The organism is Zobellella endophytica (genome assembly GCF_003012775.1).
GTDB lineage: Bacteria > Pseudomonadota > Gammaproteobacteria > Enterobacterales > Aeromonadaceae > Oceanimonas > Oceanimonas endophytica.
On sequence record NZ_PXYG01000001.1, the window covers coordinates 862,762 to 880,914 of the forward strand.

The 18,153-nt window shown below is 62.8% G+C and carries 15 protein-coding genes; 6 read left to right on the forward strand and 9 right to left on the reverse strand.

Annotation, left to right across the window (positions count from 1 at the left end):
• The first annotated feature begins 183 nt into the window (after positions 1-183).
• From dinG to C7H85_RS03990, 3 genes are all read left to right on the forward strand, one after another.
• A complete protein-coding gene (gene dinG / locus C7H85_RS03980; RefSeq protein WP_106728383.1) occupies positions 184-2,244 on the forward strand; it encodes an ATP-dependent DNA helicase DinG in 2,061 nt (686 codons plus the stop codon).
• Positions 2,241-3,008 carry a sulfite exporter TauE/SafE family protein gene (locus C7H85_RS03985; RefSeq protein ID WP_106728384.1) on the forward strand — a complete coding sequence of 256 codons (768 nt, stop codon included), beginning with the start codon at positions 2,241-2,243 and terminating at the stop codon, positions 3,006-3,008. Before dinG ends, C7H85_RS03985 begins: the two co-directional genes overlap by 4 nt.
• A gap of 107 nt (positions 3,009-3,115) precedes the next feature.
• On the forward strand, positions 3,116-3,748 hold the full coding sequence (locus C7H85_RS03990; RefSeq protein ID WP_106728385.1) for a YccT family protein: 633 nt from the start codon (positions 3,116-3,118) through the stop codon (positions 3,746-3,748).
• Positions 3,749-3,798: 50 nt separating this feature from the next.
• Here C7H85_RS03990 and C7H85_RS03995 read toward each other — a convergent pair whose 3' ends face one another.
• From C7H85_RS03995 to C7H85_RS04010, 4 genes are all read right to left on the reverse strand, one after another.
• Positions 3,799-4,335, reverse strand: coding sequence for a DUF924 family protein (locus C7H85_RS03995; protein ID WP_106728386.1), 537 nt, complete (start codon positions 4,333-4,335; stop codon positions 3,799-3,801).
• Positions 4,336-4,397: 62 nt separating this feature from the next.
• Positions 4,398-5,765 carry a YjiH family protein gene (locus tag C7H85_RS04000; RefSeq protein ID WP_106728387.1) on the reverse strand — a complete coding sequence of 456 codons (1,368 nt, stop codon included), beginning with the start codon at positions 5,763-5,765 and terminating at the stop codon, positions 4,398-4,400.
• Between the two features lie 348 nt (positions 5,766-6,113).
• A complete protein-coding gene (locus tag C7H85_RS04005; protein WP_106728388.1) occupies positions 6,114-6,770 on the reverse strand; it encodes a thiopurine S-methyltransferase in 657 nt (218 codons plus the stop codon).
• Between the two features lie 55 nt (positions 6,771-6,825).
• Entirely contained in the window at positions 6,826-7,023 is a 198-nt protein-coding gene (locus C7H85_RS04010) for a DUF4250 domain-containing protein (RefSeq protein ID WP_106728389.1), read from the reverse strand.
• Positions 7,024-7,179: 156 nt separating this feature from the next.
• On the opposite strand from C7H85_RS04010, the gene C7H85_RS04015 reads away from it, so the two are divergent.
• Positions 7,180-7,662, forward strand: a complete 483-nt coding sequence (locus C7H85_RS04015; RefSeq protein WP_106728390.1) for a hypothetical protein — start codon at positions 7,180-7,182, stop codon at positions 7,660-7,662.
• 22 nt (positions 7,663-7,684) lie between these two features.
• On the opposite strand, the gene hemH is transcribed toward C7H85_RS04015, so the two are convergent.
• Both hemH and adk read right to left on the reverse strand, forming a co-directional pair.
• Entirely contained in the window at positions 7,685-8,653 is a 969-nt protein-coding gene (hemH, locus tag C7H85_RS04020) for a ferrochelatase (RefSeq protein ID WP_106728391.1), read from the reverse strand.
• A 63-nt stretch (positions 8,654-8,716) separates the two neighbouring features.
• Positions 8,717-9,361 (reverse strand): adenylate kinase, encoded by a 645-nt coding sequence (gene adk / locus C7H85_RS04025; protein WP_106728392.1) that lies wholly within the window; start codon positions 9,359-9,361, stop codon positions 8,717-8,719.
• Positions 9,362-9,572: 211 nt separating this feature from the next.
• Between adk and C7H85_RS04030 the strand changes: the two genes are divergently transcribed.
• On the forward strand, positions 9,573-10,250 hold the full coding sequence (locus C7H85_RS04030) for a metallophosphoesterase (RefSeq protein ID WP_158260059.1): 678 nt from the start codon (positions 9,573-9,575) through the stop codon (positions 10,248-10,250).
• Positions 10,251-10,417: 167 nt separating this feature from the next.
• Positions 10,418-12,181, forward strand: a complete 1,764-nt coding sequence (locus C7H85_RS04035; RefSeq protein WP_106728394.1) for an amidohydrolase — start codon at positions 10,418-10,420, stop codon at positions 12,179-12,181.
• Between the two features lie 241 nt (positions 12,182-12,422).
• Here C7H85_RS04035 and htpG read toward each other — a convergent pair whose 3' ends face one another.
• The 3 genes from htpG to fadI form a co-directional block, all read right to left on the reverse strand.
• On the reverse strand, positions 12,423-14,333 hold the full coding sequence (gene htpG, locus C7H85_RS04040; RefSeq protein WP_106728395.1) for a molecular chaperone HtpG: 1,911 nt from the start codon (positions 14,331-14,333) through the stop codon (positions 12,423-12,425).
• A gap of 164 nt (positions 14,334-14,497) precedes the next feature.
• Positions 14,498-16,606: a fatty acid oxidation complex subunit alpha FadJ gene (fadJ, locus tag C7H85_RS04045; RefSeq protein ID WP_106728631.1), complete on the reverse strand. Its 2,109-nt coding sequence runs from the start codon at positions 16,604-16,606 to the stop codon at positions 14,498-14,500.
• An 8-nt stretch (positions 16,607-16,614) separates the two neighbouring features.
• Positions 16,615-17,928 carry an acetyl-CoA C-acyltransferase FadI gene (fadI, locus tag C7H85_RS04050; protein WP_106728396.1) on the reverse strand — a complete coding sequence of 438 codons (1,314 nt, stop codon included), beginning with the start codon at positions 17,926-17,928 and terminating at the stop codon, positions 16,615-16,617.
• Positions 17,929-18,153 lie beyond the last annotated feature (225 nt).

The window sequence follows — 18,153 nt, forward strand, 5'->3', positions numbered from 1 at the left end:
GAACGGCAGCCTATCACCGGTTTTTTGGGCTTGCAACAAAATCCCGGGAACTTTTTGTGACAATAGTGCTCTCACGGCACGTAAATGTGAGTTTCGCCTCCTTTCCCACAGTCCTTGCTTGCGTCTGGCATAAAATCGACTAGCGGTTATACTTGGCGCCGGATTTTATACCAGAACATGCCCATGCCCAGCACCGACTACCGCACCCTGGTGCGCGCCAACTACCGCCGACTAAGCCTTGGAATTCAAGGCTTTAAACCTCGCCGGGAGCAGAATTACCTGGTCGCGGAAATGGGCAGGGTGCTGCTGGGCCAGTACGACCGGGCCAGGCGCATCCTGGTGGCCGAAGCCGGTACCGGTATCGGCAAATCCCTCGCCTATCTGCAGGCCGGCATCCCCTGGGCCCGGCTCAATCAAAAAAAAGTGATTATTTCCACCGCCACCCTGGCATTGCAGGAACAACTGGTCGGCAAGGACCTGCCGCTGTTTCACCCCCATTGCCAGCCGGGCTTTCGCTTCGCCCTCGCCAAGGGCCGGGCCCGCTACTGCTGTGCGCGGCGGCTGGAGGCGCTGGCCCGGGGCGAGCAGCAACTGGGCATGTTCGAGCCGGCCGAGGCGCTGAGCCCGGCGCAGCAACAGCAACTGGCGGCGTTGTGGCAGGCCTGGGCCAAGCGGCGCTGGGCCGGAGACCGGGACAGCTGGCCCCAGCCCGTCGACGATGCGCTCTGGCAACAGCTGCAGGCCGAGCGCCACAGCTGCCAGCCCCAGCTCGGCCACGCGCATTGTCCCTTTCACCTGGCCCGGGCCGAGCTCGAGCAGGTCGACGTCATCGTGGTGAACCATGCGCTGCTGCTGGCGGATTTGAAGATGGGCGGCGGCATCGTGCTGCCCGAGCCGGAACAGTGCCTCTATATACTGGACGAAGCCCATCATATCGCCGCCGTGGCCCGAGACCAGGGCTCGGCGCGGCTGCCCCTGCGCCAGAGCCGCCGAGCCTTCGAACAGTTCAACAAGTCGCTGGGGGCCATCGCCGAACAGCTCGGGCAGGATGAACAGAAAGGTCTCAACCGGGTACAGCAGGGGTTGCAGCAGTTGATCCCATCACTCAACCAGCTCTATCAGGCACTGCACGGCGCCCTGCAGCGGGGTGAGCTGAAGGCGGACGAACAGGGCTGCCTGCGCTTTGTCGCCGGCGAACTGCCGGCCTTCATGGACGCGGCCCTGACCGCGCTCAAGGATGACAACCAGCAACTGAGCCGGGGCCTGGAACGCACCCAGGCACAACTCGGCGAGCAACTGAAGCGCTCTCCCGCCAAGGCGGCCGCCATCGAAAGTAGCCTCGCCGCCCTCAGCCAGCAGCAGCTGCGTTGCGAGCAGGTACGCGACCTGTGCGAGCTGCTGCTGCGCCCCGTCGCGGCCAGGCATACCCCACCGGCCCGCTGGCTGGAGCAGACGCCGCAGGACATCAGCCTCTGTGCCACGCCACTGGCGGTAGGCCACCTGCTGGAGCAATGGTGCTGGTCGCGGGCGGCGGCGGTGATGCTGGTGTCCGCCACCCTGACCGCGCTCAACGATTTCGGCTATTTCCGCCGGGCCGTCGGCCTGCGCGCGGATGACGGCAGCCACTACCTCCGGCTGAACTCGCCGTTCGACTACCAGGGCGCCCGCCTGATCGTGCCCGAGCTGGCCTGTGAACCCACCTCGCCGGCATTCGACCAGTTGCTGACGGAGCAGATCCCCCTGTGGTTGAAGGATCAGGGCGGCAGCCTGGTGCTGTTTTCCTCCTACCGGCAGATGAACACGGTGGCCGAGGCATTGCGGGCCCGGGGGCTTAGCCTGCTGGTGCAGGGCGAAGCCAGCCGCCAGGCCTTGCTACAGCTGCATAAACTGAAATGCGACGGCAACCAGCCCAGCGTGCTGTTCGGCACCGGCAGCTTTGCCGAAGGGCTGGACCTGCCCGGCCATTACCTGACCAACCTGATCATCACCAAGCTGCCCTTCGCCGTGCCCACCTCGCCGGTGGAAGAAGCCATGGCCGAGTGGGTCAGCCTCTGCGGCGGCAATCCCTTTATGCAACTGGCCATGCCCGAGGCATCGCGCAAACTGATCCAGGCCTGCGGCCGCTTGCTGCGCACCGAGACCGACGGCGGACGCATCGTGCTGCTCGACAAACGGCTGATCAGCCGGCGCTATGGCGCCGCCCTGCTCGATGCCCTCCCCCCTTTCTCCCGGGAGCTAGGATGACGCTCGATATCTCGGTATACCTGCTGCTGGCCGCCACCGGGTTGTTCGCCGGCTTTCTCGACGCGGTCGCCGGCGGTGGCGGCCTGATCACCATTCCCGCCCTGCTCAGTGCCGGCCTGCCGCCGCACCTGGCGCTGGGCACCAACAAGGTGGCGGCCAGCCTGAGTTCGCTCACCTCGGCCATGACCTTCTACCGGCAACGGCTGTTTACCCCCGCCTTCTGGTGGCGCGCCTGCCTGGCCGCCGCCCTGGGCGCCGTCACCGGCACCCTGCTGATCAACCTGGTCAGCGCCGGCTGGCTGGAAAAGGCCCTGCCGCTGCTGATCTTTATGGTGGCCATCTATACCATAGTGAATCGCCGGCGCGAACCCCAGGGCAACCAGCTGCCGGCCGCCGGCAAGCCTCTGTTTCGTCGCCAGTGGGGCCAGGGCATGGTGCTGGGTGCCTACGACGGTGCCTTCGGCCCGGGCACCGGGGCCTTTCTCATCGTCTCCTCCATGGCCCTGTACCGGCTGAATATCCTGCTGGCGTCGGGGCTGGCCAAATCCATGAACTTTATCAGCAACCTGGTGTCCCTGCTGACCTTCGTGGCGCTGGGGCAGGTGGACTGGGCACTGGGACTCACTTTAAGCCTTGGCATCATGGCGGGATCCTTTATCGGCGCCCGCTCCGCCATCCGTTTCGGGGGGAATTTTATCCGCCCGATTTTCGTGCTGATGGTGTTGGCCATGTCCATCAAACTGGCCTGGCAGGCCTGGTTTTGACCGTTGCGCTCGGGGCCATTACTTGCCACAATCCTGCGGTTAACTTAAGTTCAGGTTCAATTACTTAGCAGCCCGTTCCGGGATAAATAATGGCTCAGGAGCCCCAGATGAAAATGCGTTTAACCTTTGCTGCCCTGGCAGTGGCCGGCTTGTCTTTCGGCGCCAGCGCCGCCACCTTCGACGCCCCCCTGCCCTACCACATCCTGCTGGTTGACGGCAAAAAAACCGATCACAGCATCATGCGCGCCGTGCATTCCGTCGAGGTCGCCGGCGGCAAGCACCAGTTCGCCGTCACCTATATCAAGGACTTCTCCACCCGCAGCGACATCCGGGTGATGAACGGCGATCCGGTGATCATCGAGGCCGATGTGCCGGCCGATGCCCAGCTGACCCTGAGCTACAAGGAGCCGCTGAACTACCAGGGCGCCCGCCAGTTCCTGCAGCAGCAGGAAGCCGAACTCACCCTGGTGGACAAACGCACCGGCCAGCCCCTGGATGCCGAGATTTACACCATACTCCGTCCCGCCGGCATGGACACCGCCCGGGGTATCCAGGATTATCTGGAAGAGAATGGCAAGGCGTTCGGAGGCCGCACCGAAGCCGCCGTGGCCGCCGCCCAGGAAAAATTTGGCGACGCGGCGGTCGACGCCGATGCGCTGGAGATGCTGAAGCACTGGTGGGGAGCCGCCGACAAGGACACCCGCCGGGCCTTCCAGATCTGGATGATCCAGCAACAGTAACCGGCAGGCTTTGTGTAAAAAAGGCACCCTCGGGTGCCTTTTTTGCCAGGTTAAAAGCTGGATCCAGGCTGTTGCAGGAACTGCTCTTCCTCTTCCGTGGACTCCCGCCCCAGGATGGCGTTGCGATGGGGATAACGCCCGAAACGGGCGATGATGTCCCGGTGGCGCACCTCGTACTCCAGGTTATCGCGCAGGCCGTTCTTCTCGAACAGCGCCAGGGCCACGTCGTGCACCTTCAGCGATTCGCTGTGCATGAAAGGCATGTAGAGAAACAGCCGCTGCTGCTGGGTCAGGCCGCGCTCGGCGCCCTGGCTTATCGCTTCCTGGGCCAGCACCAGGGCCATGCCGTCGGCGGCGAAGGCCTGGGGCCGGTCCCGGTAAATATTGCGGGAAAACTGATCGAGCACGATGATCTCGGCCAGCCGCCCCTGTACCCGGCTGCGCCACTCGAACAACTCGCCCCGGCAGGCCTGGTGGTGCAGCTTGCCGAAACGGCGACGGATATCCAAATCCAGGGACGCGCTCTTCTGCCACCATTGGGCCGGCGCCAGCTCTTCAAACCAGAAATGCAGTACGGACTGATACATGAAATTCCCCTATACGATGGCTTCGTGGCCACAGTATAGGGGATGGGCAGGCAATGACGGGGTCAGAACACCAGATGGGCGATGAGGGCGATCACCGGCAGGGTGACCAGGGTGCGCAGCAGGAAGATCACGAACAGCTCGACGATGTTCACCGGGATCTTGCTGCCCAGCAGCAGGGCACCCACTTCAGACATGTAAATCAGCTGGGTCACCGACAGGGCGGCAATCACGAAACGGGTCATGTCGCTCTCGATGGAGGTGGCGAGAATGGCCGGGATAAACATGTCGGCAAAACCCACCACTATGGTCTCGGAGGCGGCGGCGGCGTCGGGGATCTGCAACAGCTCCAGCAACGGCACGAACGGCAGGCCCAGCCAGGTGAACAGCGGCGTGGTCTCGGCAACGACCAGCGCCAGGGTACCGAAGGCCATCACCACCGGCAACACGCCGAACAGCATGTCCAGCGCGTTGTGGACGCCGGTGCGGGCGACCTGGCCCAGTCCCTGCACCTTGCCGGCCCGGGCCAGCGCCAACGCATAGCCATGCCCCAGGCGGGAATAGCCGGCGGGGGTGCTTTCATCATTGGCCGGCCGGGGCTCGCCATTGATGAAAGTGTCTTTTTTCCAGCACAGGGGCGGCAGCCGCGGTACGACGATGGCCGCCACTATGCCGGCCACGCACACCGCCAGGTAAAACTGCACGAACATGTGCTCCAGCTTCACCTGGGCCAGTACCACCAGGCTGAAAGTGATGGACACCGCGGAAAAGGTGGTACCGATCACCGCCGCTTCCCGCTGGGTATAATGATGGCCTTCGTACTGCTTGCTGGTCAGCAGGATGCCGACGCTGCCGTCGCCCAGCCAGGAGGCCATGCAGTCCACCGCCGAACGACCGGGCAGGCGGAACACCGGGCGCATCAGGCCGGTGAGCAGGGTGCCCACGAACTCCAGCAGCCCGAAGTCCAGCAGCAGCGGCAGCAGCAGGCCGGCAAAGATAAACACCGCGAACAGCACCGGCAGCAGATCGTTCAGTACCAGGCCGCCGGTATCACCGCTGTAGAGCATCTCGGGGCCGGACTGGGTGAACACCATCAGCACGAAGGTCGCGCCCAGCAAGCGGCTCAGCAGCCATACCGGACGGACGTTGAACAGGGTATTGAGAAACCGGCTGTTGGTGATGAAAGCCGGTCTGAGCAGGCTGGCCAGCAACGAAATCGCGGCCGACAGGGTGATCAGCACGGTGACAATGGTGGTCAGCCAGCCGGCCAACAGCGCCTGCAGTCCCTTGGCCAGTACCGCTATCATGATGGTGAGATCGCCGTTGTAGCTGACCGGGGTCATAAACAGCAGGATCCCCGCCAATGAGGGCAGCAAAAACATCAGCAGGTTCCTTCTGCTTGCCGCAGCCTGCCCCGTCAAGGTCTTTTCCATGGTTACTCCTTCCTTATCAGGCACCACACCCAACTCGGCTAAAAAAGGGTATAAACTGCACTTTCATGCAGCCCGGCAAACCGACCCAGAATAAAAACAACCATTCAGTGAATAAATTGTCGATAACGAGAAAGTTTGCTGAATACTTATTTTATAGCCAAATATATTTAATCAAAAGAATTAATCAAAACATAAACCCATAAACAAACATGTTGTTAGATATTTGTTCTGATTTGTTAATATCAGGCGAGGAGTATAAGGATTTTGTATCCTCATGCCAACAGATCCGGCGCACAAAATAGAAAAGGCTGCCAATGCAGCCTCATTCAGAGCCAGTCTTGACCCTGTTCACGTCTTGCGGCGCAGGGCGAAACAGAGCTCATCGAAAAACGCGCGCTCGCCGCTGGCCACCAGGGGATGGCTGTCGCCCTCTTCCAGCCGACCCAGCAGCTCGATGTCGAAATCGTCACCAAACAGGCGGTACACCTCGGCTTCGTTCACGGCAAAAGGCGGGGCCTCATGCTGCACCGGGGCATAATCCAGTGTGACCAGCAGCATGGCGGCCCCGGGACGCAACAACCGGGCCAGCAGCCCGGCGTAGGAGCGGCGCCAGGCTTCGGGCAAGGCGATCAGCGCGGCCCTGTCGTAGGCGGCATCGAAACATCGCGCCAGGCTCTCGGCCTGGAAGAAATCGCCCTGATACAGACTGATCCCCCGGGCCTGCCAGCACTGGAAGTGATGCAACGACTGCTGCAGGGGAGCCACCCCGGCTTCGCGAAAAAAGTCGTGTACCGCCAGCGGCGACAGCTCGAAACCGGCCACCGGGTGCCCCCGCTCCGCCAGCCAGTGCATGTCCAGGCTTTTGCCGCAGAGGGGGACCAGCACCTCGCTCTGCGCAGCAACGCCCAGTTGCTGCCAGCAGCGGCGCAGATGGTCATTCACCTGTTGTTGATGAAAACCGATACGGGATGACTGCCAGCGGTCATGCCAGAATTGTGCGTCCATATGATGCTTCCTGTTACTCGGGAAGGAACACTATCGCAGGACGGTGCGGCCGGCATCAAGTATTGGGCTTGAACTGGTTGCTGCTGGCATCGTAGTGGTAGCCTATCTGGGACATGCGCGCGTTCAGGCGCCCCCCGTCCAGATCATAGAGTGCCAGCAGCGACGCCAGGCTGTCGCATTCCAGCCGCAATTTCTCGTTGATGATACTGAGCGCCATATGGCTGTCCATGTGTTCGAGCTGCACTGCATCCATTGCGGTTCTCCCCTCTTGCTTTTCGCTCAGTATAGCCCGCCGGATCCGCCCCGCCCCACACCAACAACTGTAAATTTAAACAGTGTTTTTCTTGACCTGCGACAACCATGAATAATACTGTATATATAGACAGTGTATGAACAACAAGGATTGCACATGGCTACCATCTTGTTATCTCGCAAACGGGCTTTCCATTCTTTGTCCCGCCAGTGGGCTTCCGCTCCCTGCATCGAGGGCGCCGGTGCGGCTGGCAACGTGGGACTTGAGCTTATAGAGGGCTGGAATTCAGCGGCACAGGGCCGGTTGCTGGCGGTGCTGGCCGAGATCAGCCGGCACCGGCGGGGATGGATACTGGTGGTCAATGCGCCGGCGCCACTGTCCCGGCAGGCCTGGGCGGCGGCGGGTATCGATCCGGCTCACGTCATCAGCACCGGTGGCAAGGTACCAAACCCGCTGGGGTTGCTACAGCGGGCACGGGAGCAACCCGGCATCGCCGCTGTGCTTTGCTGGCAGTGGCAGGACGGGTTGACGGCCGAGCGGCAGGCACAGCTGGCACAGCCGGCCAGACACGGCCACCAGCGGCTGTTTCTGGTGACCAGCGGTGCTGGTGCTGCCGCGAGCTTGCCAGCCCTGCACTGACAGCGGGGCCGGTCAATGGAGCTCAGGCGAGCTCGCGGCAGACCAGGTCCATCAGCAGCTGGATATGGCCGGGGCTGTCATTCAGGGCTGCAATGTAGTGGTAGGACTCGCCACCCGCCGCCAGAAACAGCGACCGGTTCTGCTCGGCGATCTCTTCCAGCGTTTCCAGGCAGTCGGCGGAAAACGCCGGGCAGATCACGTCCAGCCGCTTGATGCCTTCTCCCGGCAGCGCCTGCATGGTGCCGTCGGTATAGGGCTGCAGCCAGGGTTCGCGACCAAAGCGGGACTGAAAGGTGGTGCGCCATTGGTGCCGCTCCAGTCCCAGCTGGGCCGCCACCAGCTCGGAAGTGCGGTGACACTGCAGCCCATAGGGGTCTCCCTCGTCCTGATAGCGTTGGGGAATACCGTGGTAGGACAGCAACAGCAGCTCGCCCCGCCCATGCAGCTCCCAGTGGGCACGCACCGAATCGGCCAGGGCCTGGATGTAGCCACTGTGATCGTGATAGTCGTGAATAAAGCGGAACGCCGGCACCAGGCGCTCTTTCTTCATCAGCCTGGCCCAGCTGTCAAACACCGAGGCGGTGGTACTGACCGAATACTGCGGATACAGCGGCAGAATAATGACTCTGCCCACCCCCGCCGCTTTCAGCTCTTCCCAGGCGGTGGCCATGGAGGGCTCGCCGTAACTCATGCCCAGCGCCACCGGCATCCTGATGCCGGCCCTGTCCAGGGCCTCGCTCAAGGCAGCCTGCTGGCGACGGCTGATCACCATCAGCGGCGAGCCTTCCGGCCACCAGACGGACTGATACAGCCTGGCGACCTTGGGGGAGCGGAACGGTAAAATCACCCCGTGCAACAGCGGGCACCACAACATCCTAGGAACATCCACCACGCGGTGATCGTGCAAAAACTGACTGAGAAAGCTCTTTACCGCCTTGGCGGTGGGGGCGGTGGGGGTACCCAGGTTAACCAGTAAAACGCCTGTTTTCACTTGTTACCATATCCTGAATAAAACGGCCGGGTGCAGAACGCCCCGGCCGAGAGACGGGTTGTGTTAGGACAGAATGTCGGTCAGTTCACGGCTAACCTGTTCGACCGACTGGGTGCCATCTACCTTGTAGTGACGGGTCTGGCCAGCATCGGCTGCTTGCTTGTAGTAGTCGATCAGCGGTGCGGTTTGCTCGTGGTACACCGCCAGGCGCTTGCGCACCGTGCTTTCTTCATCGTCGGCGCGGATCACCAGCTCTTCGCCGGTGACATCGTCCTTGCCTTCCACCTTGGGCGGGTTGTACACCAGGTGGTAGACTCGGCCCGAGCCCGGATGCACCCGGCGGCCACTCATGCGCTTGACGATTTCTTCGTCCGGCACGGCGAATTCCAGTACGTAGTCGACGGGAACACCGGCTTCCTTCATGGCGTCGGCCTGAGGAATGGTGCGTGGGAAACCGTCGAGCAGGAAGCCCTTGGCACAGTCGTCTTGGCTGATGCGTTCTTTAACCAGACCGATGATGATATCGTCGGAGACCAGCTGTCCTTGATCCATGACTTCCTTGGCTTTCAGCCCCAGCGGGGTACCGGCCTTGATAGCGGCTCGCAGCATGTCACCGGTGGAGATTTGCGGAATGCCAAACTTCTCCATGATGAATTGAGCCTGCGTTCCCTTACCCGCGCCCGGAGCACCCAGCAAAACGATGCGCATAACAGCGTCCTCTTCTGATTAGTTATTACATAATTTGGGGCATGATTGTGTCATGACACCAGCATGGGGACAAGGGAGAGGAAGGCCCGGTTAGACCTATTGATGATATTGACGACACCGGTGGGCCGGCCGGGCCGGTTTCGAGCGGCCGAGCCGGGCGCTACACTGACAACAGGGCATGCATCATCTGGGCGTCCAGCGGGAGGGCCGTATGTCCATACAACTGCGTACCTTTGGCCGCAACCGACGGGGCCGCGATTTCGCCATCGGCGATCTGCACGGTTGCTATCAACAGCTGGCCGAACGACTGGCCGAAGTGCAATTCGACCCCGGTTGCGACCGCCTGTTCAGCGTCGGCGATCTGATCGATCGGGGCCCGGACTCGCTCCGGTGCCTGCAACTGGTGTTTGAACCCTGGTTTTTCGCGGTACAGGGCAACCATGAGCAGATGATGCTCGCCGCCTTCAATCACGCCAGCCCGGGTGCCCTGCCGCTGTGGTGCATCAATGGCGGCCACTGGATCCTCGAGCAGGATTGGATGCAGGTGGAAAGCTTCGCCCGGGCGGCGCTAGAACATATGTCCCGTGCCATGGAAATCGAGCTGGCGGCGGACGTTCGCCTGGGACTGGTCCATGCCGAGGTGCCCGCCGGCGACTGGCACTGTCTGCACCGCCCGCTGTCCGAACACCAGCTCGCCCAGCTGTGGTGGGCCCGGGAGCGGCTGGCCCGCCGCGATACCAGCCCGGTCGCCCATATCGATCTGGTGCTGGTGGGACACAGCATCGTTGCCACCCCGACCCGGCTCGGCAATACCCTGTTTATCGACACCGGCGCCTTCACCCCCCAGGGCCGGCTGACCCTGTTGCCCATTTCCCCGACGTTGCCATAGCTTCCCCCGCTGGCGCCATGGATCCCTCTTCACTGGCTCTAACCCCAGATTGCTTCATGGTTTGTGATTGCCACTGTTAGCAATAAATAAATTTATGGCTAACAAGACAGAGGCAACGGCTCCGGCCGCCATCAACCCCGTGCAAACGGATCTGACGAGGGAAAGCAATGGACAAACTGCTCTGCAAAGCCACCCGGGTAGCCCTGGCCCTGACGCCTTTCATGCTGTTCGGCGCCACGGCCGCGCCCCCTGAAAGCACGGCCGATACGCTCTACCACAATGCCCGGGTGATCACCGTCAATGACCAATTCGATATCACCGACACCGTGGCCATCAAGGACGGGCGCATCATGGCGGTCGGCCGCTATGATCAGCTGCGGGAACTGGCCGGTGATGACACCCGGCAGATCGACCTGCAGGGCAAGTCCCTGCTGCCCGGCTTCTATGACGGCCATATTCACGTGGGGACCGGCCCCCGCCCCTTCGGCGCCACCTTCAATGTTCCCACCCCGGATCAGTTAACGGAAATACTGGCCCAGGAGGCCGCCCAGGTGCCGGCCGGCGACTGGCTGGTCGGGATGATGAACCGCCCCCATTGCCATATGCAGATGCCCAACCGCCGGGAGCTGGACGCCATCGTGCCCGACCACCCGGTGATGCTGGCCTGCGGCGTACTCAAGCTCACCCTCAACTCCAGGGCCATCGAGCTGGCCGGCTTGAACAAGGACACACCGGACCCCGAGGACGGCTTGATCGTGCGGGACGAACAGGGCGAGCCGCAGGGCGTGCTGACCATGGGCGCACGACGCTACGCCACCCGGGTCATCCCCAAGCCGGCGCTGAGTGACGACAGCGCCCGGGAAAACCTGCGCGCCCAGTTGGCAAAATTCCTGCCCATGGGGGTCACCAGCGTGAATATTGCCGGCGTGCGCCCGAGCGAGTTGCGCCTGATCCAGGATGTCTACCAGCGCTGGGGCGACGAGCTGCCCCGTGCCACCCTGCAGATTTTCCTGTTTCCGGGTTACGACGAGGTCGACACCAGCCTCGCCGAGCTGGAAGGACTCGGTTTTCGTACCGGTATCGGCGATGACCGGCTGAAACTCGGCGCCATCAAGATGAGCATGGACGGCGCCATCGCCGTACCGGACTTCAGGACCCTCAAACCCTATGACGGCCAGGTGCGCTTCGATGAACGCGGCCCCTGGGAAAACCGGAAGGGCGATTTCGACGGCGTGACGGTGATCCCCAAGGACAGCCTGTACCGGGTGGCCAGCCGGGCCCATGAGCTGGGCTGGCAGCTCGGTATCCACACCATAGGGGATGCCGCCGTGGTCGAGGCGGTCGAGGTGCTGGAGCGGGTGCTGCGGGAGCGGCCCCGGGAGGATCACCGCCACCATCTGCATCACCTGACCATCAGGCCGCCGGAGGAGACCCTCGCCAAGATCGCCGAGCTGGATCTGATCGTCGATACCCAGCCCAACTATACCTACTACAACAACGCCTTTATGCTGGCGGCGGTGAGCGGCAACCGGCTGGAGCGGCAAAATCCACAACGCTCCCTGCTGGAGCGCGGCATCCGCATCGCCTACGGCTCGGACGGCCTGCCGCATGGCCCCCTGCTCGGGATCTGGGCGGCGGTGAACCGTCTCGGCCATGACGGCAAGGTGTATGGTGCCGAAGAGGCGATTTCCGTGGAAGAGGCGATCCGGGCCTACACCCGGGGACCGGCCTACCTGACCTTCGACGAGCAGGAGCGTGGCAGCATCGAGGTGGGCAAGGTGGCGGATCTGGTGGTGCTGGCGGAAGATCCCCTGAGCGTCGATCCGCTGCGACTGCGGGATCTGGCGGTGGAAAGGACCATTATCGCCGGCCGTGAGCTGTTCCAGGGCTCGCATGTCGAACCCTACCATCAACGGCCGCTGGCGCCCTGAACCAACGACGCCCTGCCGAGGCAGGGCGTTTCAGACGGCTGACAAACTGTCGGATATTCCTGTGCGCGCCCCGTGCACTCCCGCGAAGGCGGGAGTCCAGTACAAACTGTCATGGATCTCCGCGCAGGCGGAGATGACGATGGTTGAACAGCGATGACAAAGGGAAATATCTGGCGACAAGCAGGTGCTGGGTTTTGTCACCCGGCTGAAACCGCCCCGGTGCGCCGGGGCGGTTTTCTGCTTAGTCCAGCAGCAGGCGGTTGACCCGGGCCACGAAGGCGGCGGGATCCTTCAGGCCGCCCTGCTCGGCCAATTGCGCCTGCTCCAGCAGCAGGTGCGACCATTCGGTAAACTGGTCGCCTTCGGCCAGGCTTTCCAGCTTTTTCACCAGTACGTGGTCGGGGTTGAGCTCCAGGATATACTTCTGCTCCGGCACCGGCTGGCCGGCGGCGCGCATCAGTTTGATCATTTGGGTGCTCATGTCGTGCTCACCGGCCACCACGCAGGACGGGGTGCTGGTCAGGCGGTGGGTCAGGCGCACTTCCTTCACCTCCTCACCCAGGGCGGTCTTCACCCGCTCCAGCAAGGGCGCCAGGGCTTCCTTGGCTTCTTCCTGGGCCTTTTTAGTTTCTTCATCGTCCAGCTCGCCCAGATCCAGCTCGCCCTTGGTCACCGACACGAACTGCTTCTCTTTATAGTCGCTGAGGTGGTTCATCAGCCACTCGTCCACCCGCTCCCACATCAGCAGTACTTCGATGCCCTTCTTGCGGAAGATTTCCAGGTGCGGGCTGTGACTGGCGGCGGCGTAGCTGTCGGCGGTGATGTAATAGATCTTGTCCTGGCCTTCCTTCATGCGCTCGATGTAGTCGTCGAGCGACACGCTCTGGGCGTCGGAGTCGCTATGGGTGCTGGCAAAGCGCAGCAAGCCGGCGATTTGCTCGCGGTTGCCGTAATCCTCGGCCGGACCTTCCTTCAGCACGTTGCCGAATTCCTTCCAGAAGCCCTGGTATTTTTCCGGCTCGTTTTTCGCCATCTGCTCCAGCAGGGACAGTACCCGCTTGCTGCAGGCCTTGCGCAGCTGGGCGGTGACCTTGTTGTCCTGCAGGATCTCGCGGGACACGTTGAGCGGCAGATCGTTGGAGTCGAGCACCCCCTTCACGAACCGCAGGTAGGTGGGCATAAACTGTTCGGCGTCATCCATGATGAACACCCGCTGCACATACAGCTTGAGGCCGTGGCTCTGATCCCGGTTCCACATGTCCCAGGGCGCCTTGGCGGGCACGTATAGCAGGCTGGTGTATTCCTGGTTGCCTTCCACCTTGTTGTGGCTCCAGGCCAGGGCGTCCTGCCAGTCGTGGGAGATGTGCTTGTAGAACTCCTGATATTCCTCGTCGCTCACCTCGCCCTTGGCGCGGGTCCACAGGGCGGTGGCCTTGTTCACCTGCTCCCATTCGCCCTCGGTGGCGAGAACTTTTTCGCCGTCTTCTTCGCGCTCGGGCTCGCCGTCTTTCCACATTTCCACCGCGATGCTGATATGGTCAGAGTATTTGCCGATGATGCTGCGCAGGCGCCAGTCGTCGAGGAACTCCTGCTCGGCGTCGCGCAGGTGCAGGATGACGTCGGTACCACGGCCGGGTTTGTCGATATCGGCCACGGTGAAGCTGCCGTCGCCGTCGGACTCCCAGCGCACACCGCGGTCGGCCGGCTGGCCGGCGGCCCGGCTCAGCACCGTCACCTTGTCGGCCACGATAAAGGCGGAATAGAAACCCACCCCGAACTGGCCAATCAGCTGGGAATCCTTGGCCTGGTCGCCGGACAGCTGGCTGAAAAACGCCTTGGTGCCGGACTTGGCGATGGTGCCCAGGTGCTCGATCACCTCGTCCCGGCTCATGCCGATGCCGTTGTCGGAAATGGTCAGGGTCTTGTTGTCTTTATCCAGGATCAGACGAACCCGCAGGTTGCCGTCATTTTCATAGAGTTCGCTGTCAGACAGGGCCCTGAAGCGCAGCTTGTCGGCGGCGTCGGCGGCGTTGGACACCAGTTCGCGCAAAAATACCTCTTTATTGGAATAGAGGCTGTGCGCCATCAGGTTGAGCAGTTGTTTGACTTCGGTTTGAAAACCATGAGTTTCGGTATGCACGGCTTCTGACATGATGAGTTCCTTGCTTGGGTTAACCTACAGCCAGAGAGATGGGGTTGGATGCGGGGATTTCAAGAGCGAGGGGAAACAAAGCCGGAAGCCGGCGAAAAAAAGGGGTCGGAGTCATTTATTTGCAATGTGCAAAAATGACTCCGACCCCTTTTTACAGGGCTGCGTCAGTAGTAGCTGCGGCCTTCTTCCACCAGTCGGCGCAGGGCGTCACAGGGGGCGAAACGCTCGCCGTATTTGCGGGCGTACTCTTCCATTTTGGCGACCAGGGTGCCGATGCCCTGCTGGTGCATGTAATGGAAGGGGCCGCCGGCAAAGGGCGGGAAACCGATGCCAAAGATGGCGCCGATATCCCCGTCCCGGGCCGAGGCTATCACCCCTTCGTCCAGGGTCAGCGCCGCCTCGTTCAGCATCAGCAGCACGCAGCGTTCGGCCATCTCCCCGGCCGGCAGTCGGCCCTGGGGCTTGACGCCGAGAAGCTTGTATACGCTCTCGTCCGCCGGCTTGCCCTTCTTGTCGAACAGGTAGAAGCCGCGGCCGTTTTTCTTGCCGTAACGCTTGTCATCCAGCAACTTGCCGAAGGCCTCGGGGGCCTTGAAGCGGCTGCCCAATTCCCGCTCCAGTATGGGAGAGATCTTGGACGCCACGTCGATGCCCACCTCATCCAGCAGGGTGATGGGCCCCACCGGGAAGCCGTAGTCCACCAGGGCGCGATCGATGGCCTCGACAGGCTCCCCTTCCAGCAGCAGCCGCGCCGCCTCGTTAAGGTAGGGAGCGAGGATGCGGTTAACGTAAAAACCGGCCTTGTCCCGCACCACTATGGGGGTCTTGCCCTGGGCCCGGGCCAGCTTGATGGCGGTGGCCACCGTCTCGGCGCTGGTGCCCGCATGGGGGATGATCTCCGCCAGCGGCATCTTGTCCACCGGGCTGAAGTAGTGCAGGCCCACCACCCGCTCCGGCCGTGTCGCCCCTTCTGCTATCTGGTGGATGGGCAGGGAGGAGGTGTTGGAGGCGAACACGACGTGGGCCGGGCACTGGACTTCCACCTCCGCCACCATCTTGCGCTTGACCTCCAGATCCTCGAACACCGCTTCCACCACCATGTCGACCCGGTTGAAACCGCTGTAATCCAGGCTGCCGGTCATGCGCGCCAGTTGTCGCTGCATCTCGGTGGCGCGCAGCTGCTGCTTCTTGACTCTGGGCGCGAGCAGTTGGTGACCGGTGGCCATGGCCTGGTTGATGCCGTTATGAGAAATGTCCTTGATGCGCACCGGCAACCCCGCCCGGGTGGCGGTGACGAAGGCGATGCCACCGCCCATCAGGCCGCCGCCCAGCACCCCGATGCGCGTGAGCGCCATGGGCTCGGCGCCCTGGAAGGTCTTTTCCTTTTTCATCTCGGTGGTGGCGAAAAACAGGTGGCGCAGGGCCGCCGATTCCGGCGTCATCACCAGCTCGCCGAAGGCCCTGGCTTCGGCGGCCAGGCCCTTGCTCATGCCCTCGTCCAGCCCGGTGCGCACCACCTCCAACAACTTTTCCGGCGCCGGGTAGTTGCCCCGGGTCTTGTGGCGCAGGGTGCTCAACGCCTTGTCGAACACCAGCTTGCGGCCGAAGGGATTGGCCTCGAGCGCCAGGGCCTTGAGATCCTGCTTGCGCTTGTGCTTCGGCTTGCCCTTGCGGGCCAGGGCGATCGCCGTTTCCAACAGGATGCTCCTCGGCACCATATCGTCCACCAGGCCGGCTTTCAGCGCCTGCTTGGGCCGCAGCTGCTTGCCGGTGAGCATCATGTCCAGCGCCTTGGTCAGCCCCACCAGCCGGGGCAGGCGCTGGGTGCCGCCGGAGCCGGGCAGCAGGCCGAGCTGCACTTCCGGCAGCCCCAGGCGGGTGATGTCGTCGTCGCTGCACACCCGGCCATGGCAGGCCAGGGCCAGTTCCAGGCCGCCGCCCAGGCAGGGCCCGTGAATGGCGGCAATCAAGGGTATCTTGAGCGCGTCGAGTGCATTGAAGATCTCCTGCCCGGACCGGGCCAGGGCTTCCGCTTCCTCGGCGCTCTGGCAGGCGGCCAGCATATGGACGTCGGCGCCGGCCACGAAGGAGTCGGGCTTGCCCGAGCAGAGCACCAGCCCCTTGAGGCTGGTATCGGCCTGGATGTCGTCCAGCAGGGCGCGGATCTCGGTGGCGAAGCTCGCCCGCAGGGTGTTCATGCGCTCGCCCGGCACATCCATGGTGATGATGCCGATGCCGTCGTCCTTGCGCAGGGTGAAAGTCGTTTGGGTCATGGTGTCGCTCATTGTGCTGCCTCCAGTACCATGGCCGCGCCCAGGCCGCCGGCGGCGCAGGCGGTGGTCAGGGCCAGGCCGCCGCCTCGGCGGTTAAGCTCTCTCAGGGTTTGGGTGATCATGCGCGCGCCGGTGGCGGCGAAGGGATGGCCATAGGCCAGGGAACCGCCCAGCACATTGAATCTGGCCATGTCTACTGCTCCTATGGCCTGGCCGCGGCCCAGTTCGCGCTCGGCGAAGGTCTTGCTCTCGAACATCTTGAGGTTGGCCAGGGTCTGGGCGGCGAAGGCCTCGTGCATATCGACAAGATCCATGTCCGCCAGGGTACAGCCGGCCCGCTCCAGCGCCAGCGGCGTGGCGTAACTCGGCCCCAGCAGCATGTCCTGCCGAACGTCGATGGCGGCGTAGGCGTAGCTGCGCAGGTAACCGAGCGGCTTCAGCCCCAGCTCCCGGGCCCGGCTTTCGGTCATCATCAGCACGCAGGCGGCACCGTCGGTAAGCGGGGTGCTGTTGGCGGCGGTCACTGTGCCGTGGCGCCTGTCGAAGGCGGGCCTGAGTTTGGCGTAGTCGGCCAGGCTGGATTCGGTGCGGATGTTGTTGTCCTGCACGAAAGGAGACTTGAACGGCGGTACATAGGCGGCCATCACCTCGTCGGCAAGCAGTCCTTGTTGCCAGGCCCGAGTGGCCAGTTGGTGCGAGCGGTGGGCCAGTTCGTCTTGGGCCAGGCGGTCGATGCCGTGGCTCTTGGCCATCTGTTCGGCGGTCTGGCCCATGGACAAGCCGGTGGAATATTCCGCCACCGCCGGCGGCACCGGCGCCAGATCCTTGAGCCTGAGCCGGCGCAGGATGGCGAATTTGGTGCCCAGGGTTTTCGCCTTGCTCAGATCGAGCAGGGCATCGGCCAGCCGGGTGGATACTCCTATCGGCAGCACCGAGGAAGAATCGGCACCACCGGCGATGCCCACCTGGATGTGGCCGGCCATCATCGCCTCGGCGATGTTGGACACCGCCTGGAAGCTGGTGGCGCAGGCGCGGGTCACGCTGTAGGCGTCGGTGCCCACCGGCAACTCGGTGCCGAGCACGATCTCCCGGGCGATATTGGGCGCCTTGGGCATCTGCACCACCTGGCCGAACACCAGTTGCTGCACCTCATTGGCGTCCATGGCGGTGCGCGCCAGCAGCTCGGCCACCACCATCTTGCCCAGGTCCAGGGCGGGAATGCCGCGATAGGCGGTGGACTGGCGGGCGAAGGGAGTTCTCAGCCCGGAGACGATGGCGATGCGATCGCCGGTTCTGGTGGTTAAGGGGTTAGTCAGCGTCATGTCTGCTCCTTGTTGGCAAGAGGTCTGACCTCGCGGCCATATTAACAACGCCCCTACAAATTTTAAACAGGTGATTGAATTTTTTGGTTGGTGCCATACAAGTCTGTTTGAGCCCTGTTCAGCCGGCATATTACGGTCGCACGGGGCCGGAAGAGTGAGTAGACTGAAATAAGCCACCCCACACCGACGGTGAACGATGATTTCTGTACTCAAGCGAAAGAAGCC